The sequence below is a fragment of the Microbacterium sp. 10M-3C3 genome, assembly GCF_003931875.1.
Classification (GTDB): Bacteria; Actinomycetota; Actinomycetes; order Actinomycetales; family Microbacteriaceae; genus Microbacterium.
Genome location: NZ_CP034245.1, coordinates 1,045,737 through 1,070,090, shown reverse-complemented (window position 1 = coordinate 1,070,090; position 24,354 = coordinate 1,045,737). Strand labels below are relative to the sequence as shown.

Here is a 24,354-nt window from a genome sequence, read left to right as displayed (position 1 = left end):
GGCGTCAGAAGCTCGGTCTTCCTCCACTTTCCGCGACATCGCGCGCAGTTTGCCGACGAATCCGCGTTCAAGAATCGCGATTCTTTCGCTAGCATCAAGGAATGACCTCGCCCGCCCTCGAACTCGCAACCCTCGGCCACCGCATCCGGCACCACCGGGTGGCGGCGGGCCTCACGCTCGACGAGCTGGGCGCGGAGGTCGGCGTGGCCGGGAGCCAGCTGAGCCTCATCGAGAACGGCAAGCGGGAGCCGAAGCTCTCCCTCCTGCAGGAGATCGCCCGCGCCACCGGCACCGAGCTGTCCGACCTGCTTTCCGCGGAGCCTCCCAACCGCCGCGCCGCGCTCGAGATCGAGCTCGAGCGCGCGCAGGCGAGCCCGGTGTTCCGCCAGCTCGGCATCCCGCCGGTCAAGGTCACCAAGGGCATGGCCGACGACACCATCGAGTCGATCCTCGGGCTGCACCGCGAGCTGCAGCGACGCGAGCGGGAGGCCATCGCGACCCCCGAGGAGGCGCGCCGGGCCAACACCGAGCAGCGACTGCAGATGCGGGCGCAGAACAACTACCTCCCCGAGATCGAGCGGCTCGCGGAGAAGCAGCTGAAGGCGGCCGGCCACGTCACCGGCGCGCTCACGCACCGCACGGTGAGCATCATGGCCGAGCAGCTCGGCTTCGAGCTCATCTACGTCAACGACCTGCCCCACTCCGCGCGCTCGGTCACCGATCTCGAGAACGGGCGCATCTACCTTCCGCCGGCGTCGATCCCCGGCGGACACGGCCTGCGGTCGATGGCCCTGCAGGCGATGGCGCACCGCCTGCTCGGGCACGAGCGACCTCACGACTACGCCGACTTCCTGCAGCAGCGCCTCGAGATCAACTACTACGCGGCGTGCTGCCTCATGCCCGAGACGAGCTCGGTCGCGTTCCTCCAGCAGGCCAAGAAGGACCGCAACCTCGCGGTGGAGGACTTCCGCGACGCGTTCGGAGTGACGCACGAGGCCGCGGGCATGCGCATGACGAACCTGCTGACGCAGCACCTCGGCATCCGCCTGCACTTCCTCCGCGTCGACGGCTCGGGGGCGATCTCGCGCGTGTACGAGAACGACGACCTGCCCCTGCCGGTGGATGTGACCGGATCGGTCGAGGGCCAGGTGGCGTGCCGCCGGTTCTCCGCACGGCGGGCGTTCTCCGAGCACAACCGCACCACCGAGCACTACCAGTACACCGACACGCCCGCCGGGACGTTCTGGTGCTCCACCCAGACCGGCACGACGTCGGAGGGCGACTTCTCCATCACCGTCGGCGTGCCCTTCGACGACGCGAAGTGGTTCCGCGGTCGCGAGACCGCCGAGCGCGCCGAGTCGCGCTGCCCCGACGAGTCGTGCTGTCGGCGCCCGCCGGCCGACGCCGCCCAGCGCTGGGCGGGCAAGGCGTGGCCGAGCGCGCGCGTGCATCGGCACATGTTCTCGCCGCTGCCCCGCGGCGACTTCCCCGGGGTCGACGACACCGAGGTCTTCGAGTTCCTCGACCGCCACGCCGAGGGCTGACGCTCAGCCGACACGAACGACGCGTACCGCGCGAGGGCACGCGCGAGCGCCTCCTCGTCCACCGGCGAGAAGAGCTCGACGGCGGATGGTCCGGACGTCGCCCTGCCCGGCGTCCAGGCGCCCGCGACGCGTCCCCGATCGAGCACGGTCGCGCGCACCATGCCGTTCGCGCCCGGTCCTACGCGCGCGGCATCGTCGGGCGCGCACGCGAGGGTGCGGTCGGCATAGGAGAGGTAATACTCGTCGAAGGGCGGCAGCACGACGACGTCCGCGGCAGCCGGCGAGCGTCGCGGACCCGACGCGGCAGGGGCGTACTGCGGCTCCGGATGCTCCGCCACGACCCGCACGCGCTCGCCCGCCGCATCCGCCGCCTCGCGCGCGAGCGTCACCGGCAGGCCCGACCACCACGCGAAGTCCCGCACGCTCGCCGGCGCATGCCCGTCGAGGTAGCGGACGAACATGTCGGCCGAGACGTCGGCCGGCTCGTGCGGGGAGGGCAGCCACTCGTCGGAGCGCACGATGTACTGCTCGCGCGTGATCGCACCGGGGCGCGGGACGACCGGTCCGAGGCACACCGCGCCGCGGAGCGCGAGGGCGACGAGCACGTGGTAGCCGCGCTGGCCGGACGTCGTCACGCCGCCGCGGTCGAGCGCCGCGAACAGCTCGGCGCGGGTGAGGCGCTCCCCGCCGGCGAGCGCGGCGAGCCCGAGCCGCTCGGCCCGGGCGAGCTCCGCGGCGTCGACGCCCTCGCGGCGGTGGACGCCGGCCGCGCCGCGGAGCTGCCGCTCGCGCGTGACCGCGAGGAGCCACGGAAGGTCGCGCGCGGGCACGATGTGCAGCGTCCCGCGCATCGTCCACGACCGCACGAGCGTGCCGCGGTCGAACGCGGCATCGACGTCGGCCAGCGTCGGCGTCCCTCGCGTGCGCACGCCGAGCGCCCAGCGCCCGCCGGCGAAGTCCTGCGCCTGCACCGCGAGCAGGTGTGCCGCCGCATCCGCCGGCGTCGGCGCGGGGGCGGTCAGGCGATGCGACCTGAGCCGGCGTTCGAGGATCGCGTTTGCGTGCACGCCCCCATCCTGCCCGCCGCGTCCGACGCTGCTCAGGCGAAGGGGTTCGGCGTCAGCGTGTACTTCGTCTGCAGGTACTCGTGGATGCCCTCCGCGCCACCTTCACGGCCCAGGCCCGACATCTTCCAGCCGCCGAAGGGCGCCGCGGCGTTCGAGACCACGCCCACGTTCAGGCCCATCATCCCCGTCTCGAGCCGCTCGATCATGCGCTGCCCGCGGGCGAGGCTCTCGGTGTAGACGTACGACACGAGCCCGTACTCGGTGTCGTTCGCGAGGCGCACCGCGTCGTCCTCGGTGTCGAACGGCACGATCGCGAGCACCGGCCCGAAGATCTCCTCGCGCAGGATGTCGCTTCCCGCCTGCACGTCGGCGACCACCGTGGGCTCGTAGAAGGTGCCAGGGCCGTCGACGGGCGAGCCGCCCGTCGTGACCGACGCGCCGCGCTGCACGGCATCGGCCACGAGCGCCTCGGCCTTCGCCACGGCGCGGTCGTCGATGAGGGGGCCGATCTGCACGCCGTCGTCGGTGCCGCGCCCGATGCGCATCGTCTTCACTCGCTCGGTGACACGGCGCGTGAACTCGCCCACGACCGAGCGCTGCACGATGAAGCGGTTCGCGGCGGTGCAGGCCTGGCCGATGTTGCGGAACTTCGCCGCCATCGCGCCCTCCACGACCTTGTCGAGGTCGGCGTCGTCGAACACGACGAACGGGGCGTTGCCGCCGAGCTCCATCGACGTGCGGAGCACGCCCGGCGCCGCCTGCTGCAGGAGCTTCTGCCCGACCGGCGTCGAACCCGTGAAGGAGAGCTTGCGCAGTCGCGGGTCGCCGATGATCCGCTCGGACACGGCGGCGGTCGAGTTCGTCGTGACGACGTTGACGACGCCGGCCGGCACGCCGGCCTCCTCGAGGAGCTTCGCGAAGTACAGGGTCGTGAGCGGCGTGAGCGATGCGGGCTTGACCACCACGGTGCATCCGGCGGCGAGGGCCGGCGCGATCTTGCGCGTGGCCATCGCGAGCGGGAAGTTCCACGGTGTGATGAGGTAGCAGGGCCCCACCGGATGCTGCGTCACGATCATGCGGCCGGTGCCCTCCGGGTTCGCACCGTAGCGACCCTGCACGTGCGCGGCCTCCTCGCTGAACCAGCGCAGGAATTCGCCGCCGTAGACGACTTCGCCGCGAGCCTCGGCGAGGGGCTTGCCCATCTCGAGCGTCATGAGCAGGGCGACGTCCTCCTTGCGCGCCTGCAGCAGGTCGAACGCGCGACGGAGGATCTCCGCGCGCTCGCGGGCGGGCGTCGCCGCCCAGGACGGGAACGCCTCGGCCGCCGCATCCATCGCGGCGACGCCGTCGGACACCGACGCATCGGCGATGGTGCGGATGACCTCGCCCGTCGAGGGGTCGCGCACGTCGAGGGTCTTACCGCCCTCGGCGGGGCGCCACTGGCCTCCGACGAACAGCCCGTCGGGAACGGTGGCGAGCAGCTCGGCTTCACGAGGGTCGGTCATGGGTCCTCCTGGGGTCGGCGAGGGCGCAGCGGTTCTCGCCCTCATTCTGCGGGGCCGGCACGCGACCGCCGATAGACGCGATGTACATGTCGGACGGATGCGGCACCGTGGCGTACAGCGCGGCGGTCACACCGACGCGGCGGCGGGCGTCGCAAGGGCGCCCGCGAAGAACGCGGCGAGCTCGTCGGTCGCGGTCAGCGGCAGCACGTGCGCGACGTACTGGTCGGGGCGGACGACGATGACCGCGCCCGCGTCGGAGATCTCCCGCTCGGCGAAGATGTCGGCGGACACCCAGGCCGAGGGGCGCCCGGCGTACACCTTCTCCCAATCCGTGAGCCCGAGCGCGCCGCTGCGGGGGCGGAAGATCGGGGGGGTCGCGAAGAAGTCGACCTCCTCGAACGGGCGCGGGAAGACGACCTTCACGTCGAACACCGCGTCGAGGTCGGCGCCGTCCGGGGTGTGCCGGCGCACCGGCGACTCGGGCGACGCCATCCACACCCCCCACGCCTGCAGTGCGGGCGAGCCCGGCGCGGCGTCCGCGAACGCGTAGACGCGCCAGCGCCCGTCGGCGCGCGCGTGGTGACCGAGGTGGACGGGGTTGCCGTCGCTCACGCGCGTCACCTCGACCGAGTGGAAGCGCTTGCCGACGGGGAACCCCGCCGCGAGATCCTGGTGCGCGGCGTCGCCGACGATCGCCGAGGGCGCATACTGCGTCATGAATCCGGAGGGGAACTCGGCCGTCGCGAGGTAGTAGGTGGCGAGGTCGTTCGGGTCGGTGATGTCCTCGGGCTTGCGCGCCATGAGTGAGGACCACTCCTTGTCGAAGTCGATGAGCTGCTGTGCGACGGGCTGCCGCTCGGCGGAGTAGGTCGTCAGCAGGCTGTCCGGCGCGAGCCCCGTGAGCACGTGCCCGAGCTTCCAGCCGAGGTTGAAGCCGTCCTGCATCGACACGTTCATGCCCTGCCCGGCCTTGGCGCTGTGGGTGTGGCACGCGTCGCCCGCGAGGAAGATGTGCGGATGCTCGGGATCGTCGTCGAACCGGTCGGTCACGCGGTGGCCGACCTCGTACACGCTGTGCCACGCGACCTGCTTCACATCGATCGAGTAGGGGTGCAGGATCGCGTTCGCGCGCCGCACGATCTCCTCGATCGGCGTCTGCCGCACGCGGTGGTCGTCGTCCGCGGCGACCTCGCCGAGGTCGATGTACATGCGCGAGAGGTACCCGCCCTCGCGCGGGATGTGCAGGATGTTCCCCGCCTCGGCGTTGATCGCGCACTTGGTGCGCCAGTCGGGGAAGTCGGTTTCCACGAGCACGTCCATCACGCCCCACGCGTGCGCGGCGCTCTCGCCGACGTGGGTGCGGCCGATGGCTTCGCGTACGCGGCTGCGCGCCCCGTCGCATCCGACGACGTAGGCGGCGCGGATCGTCCGCTCCCCCGACGCGTCGCGCACGCGCACCGCGACCGGGCGGTCGCCGGCCCCGTCCACGGTGAGCCCGAGGAACTCCACTCCGTAGTCGGGCACGATGCGCCCGGGGGCGAGGGCGGCGGCCTCCGCGAAGTAGTCGAGCACGCGGGCCTGGTTGACGATGAGGTGCGGGAACTCGCTGATCTTCAGCGCGTAGTCCTCGGTGCGGGCGGTGCGCACGATGCGGCTCGGGTCGGCGGGGTCGGGGCCCCAGAAGTTCATCCAGGCGATGTTGTACGCCTCGGCGACGATGCGTTCGGCGAAGCCGAAGGCCTGAAAGGTCTCGACGCTGCGGGGCTGGATGCCGTCGGCCTGGCCGAGCGGCAGCCGCCCGTCGCGCTTCTCGATGAGCCGCGTCGTGACGCCGGGGAACTGCGCCATCTGCGCCGCGAGCAGCATGCCGGCCGGCCCCGAGCCGACGATGAGGACGTCGACCTCGTCCGGCAGCTCCGCGGGCCGGTCGATGCCGGTGCCGGCGGCGGGCTGCACGCGCGGGTCGGCCGAGACGTATCCGTGGTGGTGGAACTGCATCGTTTCTCCTGACGTCGATGTCGAGGTTTGCCTCTTCGCGGGGCATGTTCTATATTCGAACGCATCGTTCCGCTATCGAACGAGAGGCTAGTGGACCCATGCCCCCTCGGCAAGATGCGCCGCCCGCTTCACAGACGCTGAGCCGCGGCATCCGCCTGCTCGAAGAGCTCGCCGACGCGCGCACGCCGCTCTCGATCGACGACCTCGCCGCCCGCGTCGATCTGCACCGTTCGGTCGCCTACCGGCTCCTCCGCACGCTTGAAGACCACGGACTCGTGTCGCGTGATGCCGCGGGCGCGGTGCGCCTGGGAACGGGTCTCGCCGCACTCGCCGCGGGCGTCGCCGCCGACCTGCAGGCCGAGGCCCTGCCCGAGCTCACCTCCGCGGCGAACGACCTCGGCATGACCTGCTTCCTAGTGGTGCTCGACCACGACGAGTGCGTGACGCTCACGAGCATCGAGCCGCGGCATGCCGTGACCACCGTCGCGCAGCGCCCCGGCGCCCGGCACGCCGTCACGCGAGGCGCTCCCGGACGCGCGGTCCTCGCGCAACTGCCGCCGCGCCGCTGGCCCGACGACGTCGACGCCCGCCTCGCCGCCGAGGTGGCCGAGGTCGCCGAGCGCGGCTGGGCGACGAGCCACGACGAGGTCGTCCCGTCGCTGCGGGCCGTGGCCGTACCACTGGCCGTGCAGGGCCGCGAGCCGGCCTCGGTCGCGGCGGTGCACGTCGCCACGCAGCTTGACGACGCTGCAATCGCCGCCCGGCTGACGGCCGCTGCCGCGGCTATCCGCCAGGCGCTCTGAGCACGCAGGTCGGCTCCCGCGCGCGAGGTCAGGGCGGCGCGCGCAGGCATCCGCTGTGCACGGGCAGACAAACGCGGCGTCCGGACACCGGGTGAGAGTAGATGCCGGAGGCTCCCCCATGCACGATCACGCGCATCCCGTCCCCGACCAGGCCATGGTCAACCCCGACCTCGAACGGGCGGCCGGCACCCTGCCGACCGCGCACCCGCTCGACCCGCTCACCGCCGAGGAGATCGAGCGCACCCGCGACGTCCTCGTCGCGGCCGGACTGCTGGGCGAGACAGTCCGCGTGCCCATGCTGCTGCCCGCCGAGCCCGACAAGAGGGCCGTGGCGTCGTGGCACCCGGGAGATCCCGTCGACCGGCGCGCCGACGTCACCCTGCTCGACACGGCGACCGGCGAGGTCACCGAGGTGATCGTCTCGATCACCTCGGGCGAGGTGCGCGACTCCCGCCGGCACCCCGCCGATGTCTCGCCGTACGGCCAGCCGCAGTATCTGTTCGAGGAGTACGAGCGCGCCGCCGAGTTGGTGAAGGCGTGCCCCGAGTGGCGCGCCGCCATGCGCCGCCGGGGCCTCGAGGACAGCATCGACCTCGCGTTCTGCACGCCCCTGGCCCCCGGGTTCGTCGGGCGCGAGAACGAGGTCGGGCGCCGCGTCATCCGCTCGCTGACGTTCCTGCGCGAGAGCGAGGATGACATCGCCTGGGCGCACCCCGTCGAGGGACTCATCGTGCACATCGACCTCACCGCGAACCGGGTGATCGGCATCGAGGACAAGGGCGACGTCCCCGTGCCCGCGGGCAGCGGACGATACGACCCCGCGACCACCGGCCCCGCGCGCGCCACGCTGAAGCCGATCGAGATCACGCAGCCCGAGGGTCCCAGCTTCCGCGTCTCGGGCTCCCACGTGCAGTGGGAGAACTGGACCCTGCGCGTCGATTTCAATGCCCGCGAAGGGCTCGTGCTGCACGACGTGCGCTTCGACGATCGCCCGGTGCTGTCGCGCGCGAGCGTGCCCGAGATGGTCGTGCCCTACGGCGACACGAGCAACACGCGCTTCTGGATCAGCTACTTCGACGCCGGGGAGTACCTGCTCGGCAAGAACGCCAACCACCTCGAACTCGGATGCGACTGCCTCGGCGTCATCCACTACTTCGACGGGCACGTCGCCGACGATCACGGGCACGCCATGAGGATCCCGAACGCCGTGTGCATGCACGAGGAGGACTACGGCGTGCTGTGGAAGCACACCGAACCCGGTCCGGTCGGTTCGCACGTGCGGCGCTCGCGGCGCCTCGTGGTGTCGTACTTCGCCACGATCGGCAACTACGACTACGGCTTCTTCTGGTACTTCTACCTCGACGGCTCGATCCAGGTCGAGGCCAAGGCCACCGGCATCGTGTTCGTCGGCGGCGGCGTTCCGGGCTCGACGAACCGCCACGCCCCCGAGATCGCCCCCGGCGTCTTCGCCCCGGTGCATCAGCACCTCTTCTCGGCGCGGCTCGACATGGCGATCGACGGCGACGAGAACCGCCTGTTCGAGGTGGACGCCGTGCGCATCCCGTTGGGCGACGACAACCCCTTCGGCAACGCGTTCACGTGGTCGCACACGCCGCTGCGCACCGAGCAGGAGGCTCAGCGCGAGGCCGACACCTCAGTCGCGCGCGTGTGGGAGGTGCAATCGACGTCCCGCACCAACTACGTCGGCACGCCCACGGCGTACCACCTCATCCCCGAGCCGACGGCGCTGCTGATGGCCGACCCCGCGTCCACCGTCGCCGCGCGCGCCGCCTTCGCGACCAAGCACCTGTGGGGCACGGCGTACGACCCCGAAGAGCGGTGGCCCGCCGGCCGCTACCCCAACGCCCACGCGGGCGGGGCGGGCCTGCCGGCCTACACAGCTGACGACCGCTCGATCGACGGCGCCGACCTCGTGCTGTGGCACACCTTCGGCCTGACGCACGTGCCGCGCCCCGAGGACTGGCCGATCATGCCGGTCGATTACGCCGGGTTCTGGCTCAAGCCCTACGGCTTCCTCGACCGCAATCCCGCGCTCGACCTGCCCGAGTGGTCCCCGGCGCACGCGCGGCGCGGCGAAGGATGCTGCGGCGGCGGGGCGACCTGCAGCTGCGCGCACTGAGCGGCGCCCGGGCGTCGCGGCGCCTCCGCCGGCTCGACGATGACGGATGCCGCGAAGGATGCGCGATGGCGCTGACCGACCGATCTCGACCCGCCGGATAGGGTGAGCCGGTCCGGGCGCTCCCCCGCGGCATCCGGACACGAAGGAGGAGGACGCACATGCCCCGACTGGTCGATCACGAAGCGCGCCGACACGAGATCGTGCTGGCCACCTGGCGTCTGATCGCCCAGCGCGGCATCGAGGCGACGACGATGCGGGAGCTCGCGCGCGAACTGGGGCTGGCCAACGGCAGCGTCACGCACTACTTCCCGGACAAGAGCGCGATCCTCACGGCCGCCTTCGCGCACGTCTTCGCCGCGACGAATGCGCGCGTCGCCGCGCACCGAGCCACGTCGGGCGCGACGGGGCTCGCCGCGCTCCGGGCCTTCCTGCTCGAGGCCGCGCCGATCGACGAGGAACGCGCTCTGGAGGCGCGCATCGTGATCGCGTTCCTCGAGTACGCGGCGGCCGACCCCGCTCTTGCCCAGATGTTCCGCGATCTCATGCGCGAATGGCAGCAGGCGTTCGGCGAGATGGTTGCCGAGGCGCAGGCTCAGGGCGAGGTGCGTGACGGCCTCGACGTGCAGGCGGTGAGCGACGCGATCCTGCACGCGGTCAACGGGATGCAGGCGAACGGCATCCTGCTGCCCGAGACCGCGCGCGAGCAGCGGATGCGCGCCACCGTCGACGCGCTCGTCGATATGTTGCGCTGAGAAGCACTCGCGGCCGCCGATACAGAGAGGTAATATTCGGGAAACTTTGGCTCTACAAGCGTCGGATAAAACTGACGCGGGAGCCGAGTGCCGAGGGAAACGAGGAGGTCTCCCATGCCGATCGTCATGACCCGACCTGGATCGGGTGTCACCGCCATCCACGCCGCCGACCTGACCGCGTTCCGCGCGGCGGTCGACGACAGCTTCGTGCCGCTGCATGTCACGGCGGCCGACCCCGACCGGTTCCGCGGCTCCATTCGCGCGGCCTGTGCCGATGGCATCCATGTCAGTACCGTCGCCGCCTCGCCGCACGTGGTGGAGCGCACTCCCGACCTCATCGCCCGCGCCGACGGTCCCGCCGTGAAGATGAGCCTCATGCTCGCCGGTACGGGGCTGCTGATCCAGGACGGGCGCGAAGCGCTCCTGCGACCCGGAGATTTCGCGGTGTACGACACCTCGCGCCCCTACACGCTGTGCTTCAGCGGCGAATTCCGCACGATCGTCACGATGTTCGCCCCGAGCGCCCTCCCCCTGCCGTCGTCGGCCCTTGCGCAGCTCACGGCCGTGCGCGTCCCCGGCGACGGCGGACTCGGCGCCGTCGCCGCCCCCTTCCTCGCGCAGCTCGGGACCCACCTCGATCAGGTGGCGAGTCCGTCCGGGTCGCGGCTGGTGCACACCGCGCTCGACCTGCTCACGACGGTCTACGCGCACGAGCTCGGCAGCGACGTCGCCGCGAACGATCCGCACGCCGCCCTGCGTCGGCGCGTCGAGGAGCACATCGACACGCACCTCGCCTCCCCCGACCTGGGGCCGGGAACCATCGCCGCCGCGCACTACATCTCGACGCGGCACCTGCACACGCTCTTCCAGGGGCAGGGCACCACGGTCGCCGCGCTGATCCGCTCACGTCGCCTCGAGCGCTGCCGCCGCGATCTGACGGATCCGCTGCTCGCCGATCAGTCGGTGTCGGCGATCGGCGCGCGATGGGGATTCCCGGATGCGGCGCACTTCAGCCGCACGTTCAAGTCGGCGTTCGGCTTCTCGCCGAGCGAGTGCCGCACGGGGCGGTGACGCGGGCCCTCCCCTCTCCCCTGTCCCCCTTCGGACGGATCGTGTCCCTCGAATGGTCGGCGGGGAGGTCGCCGACCAGGAGTGGGACATAGGTCAGGGGGTCCCGCTCGAGCGGGCGCAACCCGCTCTCACATTCCCGCGTGATCGAACGCGATCGTGGGGACGTCGACGATGTGCGCGCCGCCGTCCGCGACGATCGTCGCGCCGGTGATGTAGGACGACTCACCCGACACGAGGAAGCGCACGACCGCGGCGATCTCGTCCGGCTCGGCGGGGCGGGAGAGGGGCACGTCACGCGTCACGGTCGCGTAGGCCTCCTCGCGGTCGGTCAGCCCCGCCGCCGCGGCGAAGGCGTCCATCTCCTCGTCGGCCATGGGCGTCGCCACCCAGCCCGGGCAGACGGTGTTGACCCGCACGCCGTCCCGGCCGTAATCACGGGCGAGCGAGCGGGTCAGCCCGATCAGAGCGTGCTTCCCGACGGTGTAGCCCGCGACCGAGGGACCGGCCGCGAGGCCCGCGATCGACGACATCACGACCACCCGGCCGCGCGCCGCGACCAGGGCGGGCAGAGCCGCGCGGACTATCACGAACGCCGTCGTGACGTTGGCGCGCAGGGCCGCCTCCCACGCCTCGTCGTCGGTGTCGGCGACGGTGGCGAAGCCATGCCCGCCGGCGTTGGCGACGACGATGTCGAGCCGCCCGCGCTCCTTGAGGATGCGGGCGATCAGCGCCGCGGCGTCGGCGGAGCGCGCAGCGTCCGCAGCGATCGCGGTCCCCCCGATCTCGTCCGCCACGCGCGCGAGCGGTGGGAGGCGTCGGCCCGTCACGACGACGTGCACCCCCGCGCGGGCGAGCCGGCGGGCGACCGCCTCGCCGATCCCCGTCCCACCGCCCGTGATCAGAGCCACCTGGCCGTGAAGCTCGTCATTCATCGTTCCTCCTTCTCCGTTCATGCTTCTCCGCTCACGCCGGGAATCCCGATCGCGCGCTCACACCGAAATCCGACACCCAGGTCGCCGCCGACACCGGTCGGAGACGGGGCGATGCCAGGAGCACGATCTGATCCGCCACCTCCGCCGGCGTCTGCACCGGGTACGCCGCGGCGGTGAAGCCGTTCGGCATCCCGAGATCTCGGCGACTCATCGGGGTGTCGACGATCGAGGGACACACCGCGTTGACGCGGATCCCCTCGGGCGCGAGCTCAACCGCGGCGGCGCGGGCCAGCTGCAGCAGCGCGGCCTTCGACGCGGCGTAGGGCGCCATCCCGGCGGTCGCGACGAGGGCCGAATCGCTCGCGACGACGACGACCGCGGGCGCGTCCGATCGTCGCAGCCACGGGATCGCCGAGCGGAGGGTGAGGAACGCTCCGGTGACGTTGACCGCGAAGACGCGCTCCCAGTCCGTGAGCGCTGTGCGATCGAGCGGGGTGCCGACGGGGCCGGAGACGCCGGCGGCCAGGACCACCACATCGATCCCGCCGAGATCGCGCGCGCACGCCTCGACCGCGGCGGCCGCCGCCTCGGCATCCGTGAGGTCGGCGACGGCCGTCGGCGGGATCAGCTCACGCACCCGCGGATCGACGTCGATCGCGCCCACGCGCGCGCCGACGGCGGCGAGCGCCTCGACGGCGGCGCGCCCGATTCCCCCGGCGGCACCGGTGACGAGGGCACGGCGGGAGGTCAGCTGAAGGTCCATGCCGCCCATCCTCTGTGCCTGCCCGGGGCTCGGCATCCGTCCCTGCACGGACGCAACAGGCCCCCTCACCCGCGGTCAAGTCCCCGGGTCCCGAGCGGAGCAAGATCGCTGCAGCGGGCGACGAGGCCCGCCTGGAACCCGAACCGAAGGACTCGCCATGACCGACCCGACACCCGCCGGCTCCTCCACCGCGTTGCGGCGCGGCGCGCTGGGCGTCGCCGGCATCGTCTTCCTCGTTCTCGCCGCGGTCGCGCCGCTGACCGGCATCGTCGTCGTCGCGTCGCTCGCGATCGCGCTCGGCAACGGCGGGGGCACACCCGCGTCGTTCCTCATCATCGCGTTGATCCTGCTGCTGTTCGCCGTCGGCTACGCGCAGATGTCGAAGCAGCTGGTGAACGCGGGCGGGTTCTACGCCTTCGTCGTCAAGGGCCTCGGGCGCACCGGGGGCCTCATCGCGGGACTCATCGCCGCGCTCGGCTACAACTTCTTCGTCGTCGGCACGATCGGGACGAGCGGCTTCTTCATGCAGTCGATCATCGCGGGGCTCACGGGCTTCGACCTGCACTGGTACGTGTGGGGCCTGCTCTCGATCATCGTGTGCTTCGTCATGGCCCGGACGGGCGTCGACTTCTCGTCGAGGGTGCTCGGGGTCGCCCTCGTGCTCGAGGTGCTGATGCTCGTGGTGTTCGACGTGTCGGTGCTCGTGCAGACGGGCTTCGATCTCGGCGCCTTCTCACCCGAGGCCGTCTTCTCGGGCTCGCTCCCGATCGGCCTGCTGCTCGCGGCGACGGGCTTCCTCGGGTTCGAGGCGACCGCGCTGTTCGGCGAGGAGGCGCGCAACCCGCTCAAGACCATCCCGCGCGCGACCTACACCGCGATCGTCGCCATCGGCGTGATCCTCGGGGTCACCACCTGGGCCGTCGTCAGCGCGACCGGTGTCGCCCAGGCCCAGGGCACCGCCCAGGAGCACCTCGCGACCGGCGACCTGATCTTCAGCCTCGCGGCGACCTACCTGGGTCCGCAGCTGACCGTCGTGATGGAGGTCCTCCTGCTCGTGAGCCTGTTCGCGGCGATGCTCGCCTTCCACAACTCGGCGACCCGATACCTCTACGCCCTCGGTCGCGCGCGCGTGCTGCCCTTCGCCCTCGCCCGCACCCGCTCGTCGGGCGCCCCGCAGCTCGCGGGCATCGTCCAGGCCGGTTTCGCCGCGATCGTCGCGGGGATCTTCGCCCTGGCCGGTCTCGACCCGATCCTCAACCTCGTGCCCGCGATGCTCGGCTTCGGCACCCTCGCCGTGATCGTGCTGCAGGCGCTCGCGGCGCTGTCGATCGTGGTGTTCTTCCGCCGCGGCGGCGACCGTCGCTGGTGGAGCACCCTGGTCGCGCCGGGCATCGGCTTCCTCGCCCTGTCGGTGATCGTGGTCCTGGCCGTCGCCAACTTCGACATCGTCGCGGGCTCGAGCGAACCCGCGATCCGCCTGATGCCGCTGCTGCTCGTCCTCGCGGTCATCGGCGGCCTCGGCTACGCCGCCTACCTGCGTCGCCGCAAGCCCGCCGTGTACGCCGGACTCTCCGATGACCTCGAGGCCTTCAACGTGGCCTCGGCCGAGAAGGGCAAAGACCCCGTTCCCGGACTCTGACCACGGATGACCCCTCCGCGCTCGCCCGACGCCCGCGTGGCGTGGAGCCGTGGCATCCGTCTCGCTCCTCCCCTCCCTCCACAGAAAGAGATCGCATGACGACCGACACCCTGAACCTTTCCGACACGCGCACGTGGCTTCCGCTCGACGGGCTCGCGCCCGGCTTCGACGCCGCCAAAGCCGACCTGACCGATGCACTCGCCGGGCGCACCTTCACCACCGTCGACGACGAAGGCGCGCGCACGGCGTATCGCTTCGATGCCGACGCCGTGGAGTGGGCCGCCGACGCCCGGAGCGGCCGCGACGACGTCGAGGTCATCGAGGTGGACGAGGATCTCTACTACGCCCAGTACACCCCCTCCGCGCGCCCCGACGAAGCCGTGACGCTGATCCTCGACCTGCGCCGCGGGTACGCGCTGACCGTGGTCAGCACCCTCGGCGCCGCCGCACCCGGGCGCACCGCGGTGCAGATGAGCTTCGCGCCCGCGCGCATCGAGGAGCTCGACCAGCACGGGGAGGCCCCGGCACCCACCGAGGAGCTGATCGGCCGCCGTGTGCTGTGGGTGTACTCGACCGTGCACGCGTACGAGCACGTGTACCTCTCGCCGCACTGGTACTCGTGGCACTGCCTCGCCGGCCCCGAGCAGGGCCTCGCCGACACCGACGAGAACACGGTCTGGCGTGTGCGCCCCGGCATCTACGTGTTCACGTGGCGCGAGAAGGTCATCCCGTGCGGCTCGGTCACGATCGCGGACCACCGCGATCAGAAGGCCCTGCGCGCCCATGGGGTGCTGTTCGGCACCGACGAGTCGGGCTCGGGCGCGACGCACTTCACCTTCGGCGCACACGGCCGCCTGCTGTCGAACACCGTGCACCCGGTCGAGTACGACCCGGCGCGTCCGCTGGAGCGCTGAGGCGCGTCCGCGCGAGAGCCGCGTCCCTCGGGGGCGCGGCTCTTTCGCGTACGGGGGCGGCAACCGCGACTCGCCCGCCACGACCCCGCGCCGTGTGAGGGCGCTCACCGGAATCGGACGAGCGGGACATCGGATGCTGCCGGCGGCATTCCTCCGATTCCGCGGCACGGGTCAGGCGGCAAGCGCCACCAGCTTCCGCGCGCGGGCCGTCGCCAGGCGCACGCGGACAACGTGCGTGAGAGCGCTGAGACCGATCGCCGCGACCAGGGCGAGTCCGCTGGCCACGGCCTGCCAGAATGTCGTGACGCCCAGGAGCACGAGCGAGTTGTTCAGCGCGCCGTAGAAGAGCACCCCGACCACGACGCCGAAGATCGTGCCCTCGCCGCCGGTCAGCGCGACCCCGCCGAGGAGCACCGCGGTCAGCACGACGAGTTCGAATCCGGCGCCCAGCTGTCCGGCCGGAGCGCTGTTCAGGCGAGCCGCGACGATCGTGCCGGCGAAGCCCGACATCGCGCCCGAGAGCACGAACAGCGCGAACGGCAGCCGGCGCACGGGAACGCCCGAGAGGTACGCGGCCTGCCGGTTCACGCCGACGGCGTACACGTGACGGCCCGTCGGCGTCAACGCGAGGAAGATCCCGGCCGCGATGAGCAGCAGCGCGGCGATCCACACCGAGAGGGGGATCCCCGCGACGGTGCCGACGCCGAGCATGCCGAACTGGTCGCCGAAGTTGTTGCGCGGCGTGGGGCTGATCAGCTGCGCGACGCCGCGCACCGCAGTGAGGGTGCCGAGGGTCGTGATGAAGGAGTTCAGACCCAGCACCGTGATGATGACGGCGTTCACGAGGCCGACCACCGCCCCGGCGACGATCGCCAGCACGATGGCGACCGCGGGCTGCCCCGCACCCTTGTCCATGACGAGAGATGCCACGACCCCGCCGAGCGCGAGACTCGAGCCCACCGAGAGGTCGATGTACCCCGCGATGAGCAGCATCGCGACGGGGATCGCGACGATCGCGATCACTGCGCTGTCCTGGAGGATGCCGCGGATGTTCTGCCAGCCGAAGAAGGAGTCGGTGGCCAGCTGCACGCCGACCACCAGGACGATCAGCACGACGAGGAGCGGGGTGCGCACGACGCCCTCGACGGCGGCGCGGAGGAAGCGGTTGTCGGTCACGGTCGGGTTCCTTCGATGGGGGCGGTGAGTTCGGCGGGGGCGGCGTGCACGGCCGAGAGAAGACCGTCGGCCGTGGTCTGAGCGACGTCGACCTCGTCGAGCACGGCACCCTGCGCGAAGATGAGGCAGCGGTGGGCGAGGTCGACGACCTCTTCGGGTTCGTTGGTCGCGACGATCACGCCCATCCCCTTCTCGGCGGCGAGGACCTTGATCGCGTCGTAGATGTCTTTGCGGGCGCCCACGTCGACGCCCTGCGTCGGATCGTCGAGCAGGATCACCCGCGTGCGGGCGGCGTCGTTGACCCACCGTCCGAGCAGGATCTTCTGCTGGTTGCCGCCGCTGAAGCGTCCGGCGGGAAGGTCGGCCGCGCGTGGTCGGAGGACGAAGGTCTCGGCGACCCGGTCGAACACGCCTCGCTCCGCTCTCAACGACCGCAGCCCCCACGAACCGAGCCGGCGCATCGCGTCGATGACGGTGTTGTCCTGGGCGGGGAGGGCGGCGAACAGCCCCTCCCGCGCTCGATCCGCCGGGACGAGGGCGATGCCGGCGCGCAGCCCTTGGGCGGGCGTGCGCGTCTCGCGGGACGCGCCGTCGATGAGGAGCGTGCCGCCGGTGCGGGCGATGCGCCCGAAGACGGTGCGGAGGAACCGCGTGCGCCCCGACCCGACGAGGCCGTAGCACGCGACGATCTCGCCCGGCGCGACCGCGAGGTCGATCGGGCCGAGGCCCGGGGCGGTGAGCCCGCGGACCTCGAGCACCGGCGTCCGGTCGCGACGCGGCGGGGCGGGGCGGTCGTTGGTCGCGCCGTGCCCGTCGCTGATCGCGGCGACGAGGGACGCGCGGGTGATCTGCGCGCCCTCCGCCGACCACACGGCCCGGCCGTTGCGCATGACGGTCGCGGCGTCGGCGAGCGCGAGCACCTCGCCGAGCAGGTGCGTGACGTAAAGGATCGCGATCCCCCGTCCGGCGAGGTCGCGCACGAGCTCACCGAGGCGCGCGGCTTCGGCGCGGGAGAGGGCGGCGGTGGGCTCGTCGAACACGATGAGGCGCGCGTCGCGGCGCACCACCTTCGCGATCTCGACCAGCTGCCGCTGCCCGATCGGCAGGGTCGCGACCTTGACGTCGGGATCGATGCCGGTGGCGCCGACGGCGTCGAGCGCCTCCCGCGCGAGGCGGCGCTGCTCGCCGCGGCGGATGAGCCCGCCGGCGGTCATCTCCTGGCCGATGAAGATGTTCTCGGCGACGGTCATGCTCTCCAGCAGGCTGAGGTGCTGATAGATCACCGCGACTCCGGCCGCGATGGAGGTGCGCGGGGTGAGGGAGTCGTGGCTGGTGCCGTCGATTTCGATCGTGCCGTCGGTGGGCGCGACCCCGCCGCCGAGGCACGCGATGAGAGTCGACTTCCCGGCGCCGTTGTGTCCGAGCAGGGCGTGGATGCGCCCGCCGGGGATGTCGAGGGTGACGTCGTCGAGGGCGAGGGTCGCCCCGTACCTCTTCGTCAGACCGCGCACGGTGACAGACATGTCGTGTCCGTTCTGTCGGATCGGCGGCGGGGGCGGGTCACCCCGCCCCCGCCGGGCGGTCAGCCGCCGAGCTCGGTGATGTAGCTCGACAGGTTGGGGTCGTCGACCGTGACGACGGTGACGGGGAGATCGACGCTGGCATCCGTCTTCCCCTCGCCGAGGGCGACAGGGATGTCGATCACGTTGTCGACGAGATCCTTGAGCGAGAAGTACGTCGCGGCGCGGAAGAAGTTGCCGTCCTTCATCTTCTGCAGCAGGAACAGGTTGGGGTCGAGGCCGCCGACGTAGGTCTTCGCGTCGTTCTCGGGGCGGCCCGCGGCGACGAGCGCCTGGTACGCGCCCTGCGCGGCGTCGCCCACGGCCGAGACGACCACGTTGGCGTTTGGGTGCTGCGCGAGCAGGGTCGTGGTGACCGACAGCCCGTCGTCGGGGGTCACGGCCTGCTGCTCACCGACGATCTGCAGGTCGGGGCCCGTCTCCTTCAGGCCGTCGAGCAGGCCCTGCGTGCGCTCCTGGCCGATCTGCCGCTCGGTCTCGCTCAGCACGATGACCTCGGCATCCGATCCGACGTTCTGGAGCGCCCACTCCGCGGCGTTCTTCCCGAGGTCGTAGCCCGACTGGTAGAAGCTGAACTGCAGGGTGGCATCCTGGTTCGTCATGTCGCCGCCGTAGGTGACCCAGTATTTGCCGGCGTCGCGGTACTGCTGGGCGATCGACTCGAGGCTCGCCGGGTCGACAGGGAACGACACGACCGCGTCGACGTCGCTGCTGAGGTTCGACGTGAGCTGGCTGACCTGCTTCTGCAGGTCCATCTCGTCGTTCGTGAAGGTGACCTCGACGCCTTTCTCGGCGGCGCGGGCCTCGACGATGTTGACGATGGCGCCGTAGACGGGCAGGGCCGTGAAGGGGTAGTCGAACAGGATCTTCTTGACCGGCCCGCGTTCGGCGGGGGCGGAGGCGCCCGAGCCAGCGTCGTCGGCGGCTGTGGTGCTGCACGCCGAGAGAGCGAGACCGGCGATGGCGATCGAGGCCAGGGCGGTCAGGCGGAGACTGCGCTTCATGATGCTCCTTGCGGTGAAGTGGTGCGGTGTCGGGTGGTGCGGGAAGGGAGTGGTGGGGGGAAGCGGGGTCCGGCAAGAGGATGCCGGAGGTCGGTGTTCAGCCGCCGAAGACGCGTCGGCCGGCGAACCACGTCTCGACCGCGTGCGTGTGCACGACGCGCTCGATGTCGACCGCGAAGGGGTCCTGGTCGAGCACGACGAAATCGGCGGACTTGCCCGCGGCGAGCGATCCCGTCACCTCGCCGAGTCCCATCGCGGTGGCCGCGTTGACGGTGAAGACCTCGAACGCCTCCTCGAGCGTCAACGCCTGCTCGGGCCACAGGGTCCCGGGGGCGCGGCCGAGCGGGTCGGCGCGCGTGACGAGTCCCTGGATGCCCTCCCACGGGTTCGGCGAGACGCTCACCGGCCAGTCCGAGCCGCCCGCGACGAGCACGCCCCGGTCCATGAGATCGCGGTTGGGCTGGAAGTGCGTGGCCTCGGGCTCGGGGCGCACCTGGGCGATGGCATCCGGGATCACGCCCGGGAACCACAGGAACGGCGAGATGTCGGCCGACACGTCGAGGTCGACGAAGCGGTGCCGGTCGTCGGGGTGCACGAACTGTCCGTGCGCGATCTGGTAGCGGGTGCTCGAGTCGCCGCCGGCGCGGACCACCGCGATCGCGTCGAGCGCGACGCGCACGGCCGCGTCGCCGGTGCAGTGGATCTTCGCGCCCAGGCCCTGGGCGGCGGTGCGCGTGAGCCAGTCGGTCAGCTCGCCCGGGGCCATGGTGGTGACGCCGCAGTGCGCGTGGCCGTGCTCGGGAGTCGGCAGATACGGGGTGAGGAAGGCGCCGGTGTGCGTGGGCGGCACGCCGTCGAGCGCGACCTTCACGAAGTCGGGGCGGTGGCGCTCGGTGCGGAACGCCTCGCGCTGGGCGACGAGGTCGTCGCCCACGGGGGTGTTCGCGAAGAGGAACTCGCTGGACAGCAGCGAAGTGACCACCCAGGCGTGCAGGTCGCCGTCGACGTCGAGATCACGCAGCGCGCGCATGATGTCGACGGTGGCGGCGGCATCCTGGAACGCGGTGATCCCGAACGAGTGCAGGATGTCGATGGCGCGCGCGCTCGCGCGGCGGTAGCGCTCGGGGGTGCGGGCGAGGTTCCGGTCGAGGGCCTCGGTGACCGGCAGGGTCGCCGACTCCATGAGCAGGCCCGTCGGCTCGCCCGTCTCGGGGTCGCGGACGATACGGCCCTGGGCGGGATCGGGGGTGTCCGACCGGATGCCGGCTGCCGCCAGCGCGGCCGAGTTGGCGAAGCGGTTGTGGTGGCTGTCGTCGGTGAGTACGACCGGGCGCCCGCCGGCGGCCTCATCGAAGCGCGCGCGGGTCTCGGCGCGGGCGAAGTCGTCGAGCAGGACGCTGCCGAAGGCCTCGCCGACCACCCACTCGTCGGGGCCGAGCCCGGCGGCCCAGGCGCGGACGGCCTCGAGGACCTCGTCGAGACCGGCCGTGGGCGAGAAGGCGAGCTGGAAGAGGTCGGCCTCGCCCGCCATCAGGTGGTGGTTGTGCACGTCGACGAGGCCGGGGATGACAGTCGCGCCGTCGAGGTCGCGCACCTGGGTCGCGGGTCCGGCGGTGGCCAGCACCTCCTCCTCGGTGCCGACGGCGAGGAGGCGACCGTCGGCCACGGCGAGCGCGGTCGCGCGGGGCCGGGAACGATCGGCTGTGTGCACGACGGCGCCCTTCAGGATGAGGTCGGCGACGGTCATGGGGTCTCCCGGGGGTCGGGCGGAGTCGGGAAGGACTCCGGTGCGGGCGGGTGCGGGGTTGTCTCATCCGGGTGCGTGCGGTGGAGCGGCGGTGCGGAGGCGGGTGTGCCGGGTGGCCGGGGGCTCTGAGGGCGGGTGAGAACATCCTTCGCGCATCCGCCGGCCGCGGCTTGACCAGGGATGCCCCCACGTTGACGGTCGACGCACGACCCGGCGTCTGCCGCCGTCACCGCTGCCGGCCCCGCCGTCACCCCGCGTGTGAACGCTCCTGGCGCTCAGCCGTTGATCACCTGGGGGACGCCGAGGGCCTTCAGCCCCTCGACGCCGAACTCGAGGCCGTAGCCCGAGCCCTTCACGCCCCCGAACGGAATGAGCGGGTGCACACCGCCGTGCGAGTTGATCCACACCGTGCCGGCCTGCAGGCGCGACGCCACTTTGCGCGCGGCCTCGCGGTCGCGCGACCACACCGAGGCGCCAAGGCCGACGTCGAGGCCGTTCGCCCGGGCGATGGCATCCTCGACGTCGCTGTATCGGATGACGGGGAGCGCCGGGCCGAACTGCTCCTCATCGACGAGGGCGACGCCGTCGGTGACGTCGGCGACGATCGTCGTGCGGTAGAACAGCTCGCCGAGGTCGGCGGCCGGCTCGCCGCCGAGCACGACGCGTCCGCCGGCGGCCTTGGCATCCTGGACGAGACGGTCGACGATGTCGAACTGCTGCTTGTTCTGCAGCGGTCCGAGCACCGTGCCCTCGTCGAGGCCGCGTCCCATCGGGACGTGCGCGGCGTACCCCGCCAGCGCCTCGACCACGGCGTCGTAGACGTCGTCGTGCACATACAGGCGCTTGAGCGCGGCGCACGTCTGGCCGGTGTTGAGGAACGCGCCCCAGAACAGCCCCTCGGCGATGGCCGCGGGGTCGACGTCGGGCAGCACGATGCCGGCGTCGTTGCCGCCGAGCTCGAGCGTCAGGCGGGCGAGGTTGCCGGCGGAGCTCTCGATGATCTTCCGCCCCGTGGCCGTGGAGCCGGTGAACATGACCTTGTCGACATCGGGGTGGGCGGTCAGGCGGGCGCCGGCATCGCGGTCGCCGGAGACGGCGATGAGCACATCGTCGGGCAGCACCTCGTTGATGACGTCGACGAGGGCCAGCACGCTGAGCGGGGTGTATTCGCTGGGCTTGACCACGACGGTGTTGCCCATCCGCAGCGCGGGGGCGACCTGCCACACGGTGATCATCATGGGCCAGTTCCAGGGGCCCACCGCGGCGACGACGCCGAGCGCCCGGTAGTGGAGCTCGGCGTGCACCTCGCCGTCGTCCACGACGACCTCGGGGTTCAGCGCGGTGGCCGCCGTGGCGCGGAGCCACGCGGCGCACGCGCCCACCTCGAAGCGGGCGTTGGGGCCGTCGAGGGGCTTGCCCTGCTCGCGCGAAAGCAGGCGCGCGAGCGCTTCGGCGTGCGCCTCGATGCGGTCGGCCGCGGCCATCAGCAGACCGCTGCGTTCGTCGTGTCCGCGCGCATCCCACGCCGGCTGCGCGGCACGGGCACGCGCGACGGCGTCGTCGACATCGGCGGCGGTGTGCACGGGCGCGCGTCCGATCACCTCGCGGGTCGCGGCATCTGGGATCTCGCGGCCCTCCCCCTCCGGTGCCTGCACGCGGGCGAGCAGGGCGCTGTCGTCGGCGTCGGCCGCGGCGGTCGACACCTCAGCGTCGATCCCGGGATCGGCGAGGGCGGGGGTGGGGTCGGACATCGTTGCTCCTTCGGTTCGTGTCCCGGGCCGTCTCGCGGGGCCCGTTCCGTCAGCCTCCGCCCGCCGCGCCGTCGACGCTTGTCCCCCCGCGCGCGCCCCTAGACCGGCCGCGCCCGGTTCGTGCCCGGCCCCGACCGACCGCCCGCGCCGCGGACGCCCCGCGTCGCGCGAGACGTCGACGCCGCCCCTATACTCGATGCGTCAGGCGCACGGGGTCGTGCGTCGCTGCTCGAAAAATGGGCACGGAGCGCGGACAGCGCGAGACACATACGGCATCCCTCCGTCCCGTCTCGAAAGGCGTCGCCATGCCCACCGTCTCCGCCCACGTCGCCGCGACCCTCGCCCGCCACCTCGACACCGTGTTCGGCGTCATGGGCAACGGCAACGCCTACTTCCTCGACGCCCTCGACCGCGACACCGACGCCGGCTTCGTCGCCGTGCGCCACGAGGCCGCCGGAGTGGCCGCCGCCGACGCCCACTACCGCGCGTCCGGGCGCATCGCCGGGGCCACCGCGACGTACGGAGCGGGGTTCACGAACACGCTGACAGCGCTCGCCGAGGCCGTGCAGGCGCGCACGCCGCTCGTCCTCATCGTCGGCGACGAGCCGACATCGGGCCCGCGCCCATGGGGCGTCGACCAGATCGCGCTCGCCTCCGCGGTCGGCGCACGCACCTACACCGTCGGGCACCGGGATGCGGCGGCCACCGTCGTCATCGCCGTCGAGCACGCGCGCACCTACCGCCTCCCCGTCGTGCTCGGCATCCCGTACGACGTCGCGACGCGGGAGGCGGGTCCCCTCCCGGCGCTGTTCGAGCCCGTGTCGGTGCCGGAGCATCCGGCCCTCTCCTCCTTCGCCGACGCGCGACTCGACGAGATCGCCGACGCGCTCGCCGCCGCGCGGCGCCCGCTGCTGCTGGGCGGCCGGGGGGCGTGGCTCGCCGGCGCCGGCCCCGCCCTCGGCGAGCTCGCCGCGCTCACCGGCGCGCTCACCGCGACCTCCGCGCTCGGTCGCGGCCTCTTCCCCGACCCCGCGAGCGACCTCGGCGTGGCCGGCGGGTTCGGCGCGCCGGGCGCGATGGCGCTCGTGCGCGAGGCCGATGTCGCCGTCGTCTTCGGGGCGTCGCTGAACCAGTTCACGATGCGCTTCGGCGAGCTGTTCGCGCCGGGCACGCGCGTGTTCCAGGTCGATCTCGCGCCCACCGCGACGCATCCGAACGTCGGCGGGTACGTCCGCGCCGACGCCGCCGAGGCGGCCGTCGGGCTCGTGCGGCGCCTCGTCGAGCGCGGCGCCGCGCCGTCGGGCTGGGCCGCCTCGGTCGACGTCCCCGCCGCGCGGCGGCAGGAGCCCGGGCACGGCGTCGGCCCCGACGGCCGCATGGACCCGCGCAGCGCCGCCGAGCGCATCGCCGAGCTCCTCCCCGACGACCGCGTGGTCGTCTCGGACGGCGGGCACTTCCTCGGCTGGGCGAACATGTACTGGCCCGTCGCCTCCCCCGACCGCATGATCATGGTCGGAACGGCCTACCAGTCGATCGGCCTGGGCCTGCCGAGCATGCCCGGCGCGGCCGTGGCCCGCCCCGACGCGACGATCGTGCTCACGACGGGCGACGGCGGCGGTCTCATGGCGCTCGCCGACCTCGAGACGGCGACCCGCGTCTCCGGCGGCCGCGGCATCGCGGTGGTGTGGAACGACGCGCAGTACGGGGCCGAGGTGCTCAACTACGGCGCGAAGGGGCTCGCGCGCGAGCCCATGCTCATCCCCGAGATCGACTTCGCGGCGCTGGCGTCGGGCCTCGGTGCGGAGGGCGTCGTGGTGCGCGAGGTCGCCGACCTGCACGCCCTCGCGGCGTGGATGGCCCGGCCCGCCGACGCGCGACCGTTCCTCCTCCTCGACCTGCGGGTCAGCGGCGCGGTCGTGGCACCGTACTGGGAGGAGATCGCGCGGCAGTAGCCGCCGCATCCGCCCC

General features: G+C 72.3%; 17 protein-coding genes and 1 pseudogene. 8 read left to right on the top strand and 10 right to left on the bottom strand.

Translation table 11 applies throughout. The annotated features are described in order from the left end of the window. Nucleotides 1–101 precede the first annotated feature (101 nt). Entirely contained in the window at nucleotides 102–1,544 is a 1,443-nt protein-coding gene (locus EI169_RS05065; protein ID WP_125131368.1) for an XRE family transcriptional regulator, read from the top strand. Nucleotides 1,545–1,570: 26 nt separating this feature from the next. On the opposite strand, the pseudogene EI169_RS05060 reads toward EI169_RS05065, so the two are convergent. The 3 genes and pseudogenes from EI169_RS05060 to EI169_RS05050 all read right to left on the bottom strand — a co-directional run. Then, a pseudogene (locus EI169_RS05060) lies at nucleotides 1,571–2,611 on the bottom strand (winged helix DNA-binding domain-containing protein); the annotation flags it as partial. Nucleotides 2,612–2,643: 32 nt separating this feature from the next. Then, nucleotides 2,644–4,116, bottom strand: coding sequence for an NAD-dependent succinate-semialdehyde dehydrogenase (locus EI169_RS05055; RefSeq protein ID WP_125131367.1), 1,473 nt, complete (start codon nucleotides 4,114–4,116; stop codon nucleotides 2,644–2,646). Nucleotides 4,117–4,242: 126 nt separating this feature from the next. Further along, nucleotides 4,243–6,114 carry an FAD-dependent monooxygenase gene (locus EI169_RS05050; RefSeq protein ID WP_125131366.1) on the bottom strand — a complete coding sequence of 624 codons (1,872 nt, stop codon included), beginning with the start codon at nucleotides 6,112–6,114 and terminating at the stop codon, nucleotides 4,243–4,245. Between the two features lie 98 nt (nucleotides 6,115–6,212). On the opposite strand from EI169_RS05050, the gene EI169_RS05045 reads away from it, so the two are divergent. The 4 genes from EI169_RS05045 (at nucleotide 6,213) to EI169_RS05030 (ending at nucleotide 10,880) form a co-directional block, all read left to right on the top strand. After that, on the top strand, nucleotides 6,213–6,917 hold the full coding sequence (locus tag EI169_RS05045; protein WP_125131365.1) for a helix-turn-helix domain-containing protein: 705 nt from the start codon (nucleotides 6,213–6,215) through the stop codon (nucleotides 6,915–6,917). Nucleotides 6,918–7,035: 118 nt separating this feature from the next. Continuing rightward, nucleotides 7,036–9,057, top strand: coding sequence for a primary-amine oxidase (locus EI169_RS05040; protein ID WP_240640642.1), 2,022 nt, complete (start codon nucleotides 7,036–7,038; stop codon nucleotides 9,055–9,057). Between the two features lie 158 nt (nucleotides 9,058–9,215). Beyond that, nucleotides 9,216–9,809, top strand: a complete 594-nt coding sequence (locus EI169_RS05035; RefSeq protein WP_125131364.1) for a TetR family transcriptional regulator C-terminal domain-containing protein — start codon at nucleotides 9,216–9,218, stop codon at nucleotides 9,807–9,809. 114 nt (nucleotides 9,810–9,923) lie between these two features. Beyond that, nucleotides 9,924–10,880: a helix-turn-helix domain-containing protein gene (locus EI169_RS05030; RefSeq protein WP_125131363.1), complete on the top strand. Its 957-nt coding sequence runs from the start codon at nucleotides 9,924–9,926 to the stop codon at nucleotides 10,878–10,880. 128 nt (nucleotides 10,881–11,008) lie between these two features. Here the strand turns inward: EI169_RS05030 and EI169_RS05025 are convergent, their stop codons facing one another. Then, complete coding sequence (locus EI169_RS05025; RefSeq protein ID WP_125131362.1) at nucleotides 11,009–11,812, bottom strand: SDR family oxidoreductase; 804 nt, start codon at nucleotides 11,810–11,812, stop codon at nucleotides 11,009–11,011. A 31-nt stretch (nucleotides 11,813–11,843) separates the two neighbouring features. Further along, on the bottom strand, nucleotides 11,844–12,575 hold the full coding sequence (locus tag EI169_RS05020; RefSeq protein WP_125131361.1) for an SDR family oxidoreductase: 732 nt from the start codon (nucleotides 12,573–12,575) through the stop codon (nucleotides 11,844–11,846). A gap of 157 nt (nucleotides 12,576–12,732) precedes the next feature. On the opposite strand from EI169_RS05020, the gene EI169_RS05015 reads away from it, so the two are divergent. Further along, nucleotides 12,733–14,214: an APC family permease gene (locus EI169_RS05015; RefSeq protein WP_125131360.1), complete on the top strand. Its 1,482-nt coding sequence runs from the start codon at nucleotides 12,733–12,735 to the stop codon at nucleotides 14,212–14,214. A gap of 95 nt (nucleotides 14,215–14,309) precedes the next feature. Next, nucleotides 14,310–15,128 carry a molybdenum cofactor biosynthesis F family protein gene (locus EI169_RS05010; RefSeq protein WP_125131359.1) on the top strand — a complete coding sequence of 273 codons (819 nt, stop codon included), beginning with the start codon at nucleotides 14,310–14,312 and terminating at the stop codon, nucleotides 15,126–15,128. 171 nt (nucleotides 15,129–15,299) lie between these two features. Here EI169_RS05010 and EI169_RS05005 read toward each other — a convergent pair whose 3' ends face one another. The 5 genes from EI169_RS05005 to EI169_RS04985 all read right to left on the bottom strand — a co-directional run bounded on the left by EI169_RS05005 (nucleotide 15,300) and on the right by EI169_RS04985 (nucleotide 22,386). Then, nucleotides 15,300–16,304, bottom strand: coding sequence for an ABC transporter permease (locus EI169_RS05005; protein ID WP_125131358.1), 1,005 nt, complete (start codon nucleotides 16,302–16,304; stop codon nucleotides 15,300–15,302). Further along, on the bottom strand, nucleotides 16,301–17,827 hold the full coding sequence (locus EI169_RS05000) for a sugar ABC transporter ATP-binding protein (protein WP_125131357.1): 1,527 nt from the start codon (nucleotides 17,825–17,827) through the stop codon (nucleotides 16,301–16,303). The genes EI169_RS05005 and EI169_RS05000 overlap by 4 nt, the downstream gene beginning before the upstream one ends. Nucleotides 17,828–17,886: 59 nt before the next feature. Continuing rightward, a complete protein-coding gene (locus EI169_RS04995) occupies nucleotides 17,887–18,888 on the bottom strand; it encodes a sugar ABC transporter substrate-binding protein (RefSeq protein ID WP_125131356.1) in 1,002 nt (333 codons plus the stop codon). Nucleotides 18,889–18,985: 97 nt separating this feature from the next. Further along, a complete protein-coding gene (locus EI169_RS04990) occupies nucleotides 18,986–20,635 on the bottom strand; it encodes an amidohydrolase (protein ID WP_125131355.1) in 1,650 nt (549 codons plus the stop codon). Nucleotides 20,636–20,910: 275 nt separating this feature from the next. Beyond that, nucleotides 20,911–22,386, bottom strand: coding sequence for an aldehyde dehydrogenase family protein (locus EI169_RS04985; RefSeq protein ID WP_240640641.1), 1,476 nt, complete (start codon nucleotides 22,384–22,386; stop codon nucleotides 20,911–20,913). A gap of 305 nt (nucleotides 22,387–22,691) precedes the next feature. Here EI169_RS04985 and EI169_RS04980 point away from each other — a divergent pair, with 305 nt between their 5' ends. Further along, complete coding sequence (locus tag EI169_RS04980; RefSeq protein WP_125131354.1) at nucleotides 22,692–24,338, top strand: thiamine pyrophosphate-binding protein; 1,647 nt, start codon at nucleotides 22,692–22,694, stop codon at nucleotides 24,336–24,338. Nucleotides 24,339–24,354 lie beyond the last annotated feature (16 nt).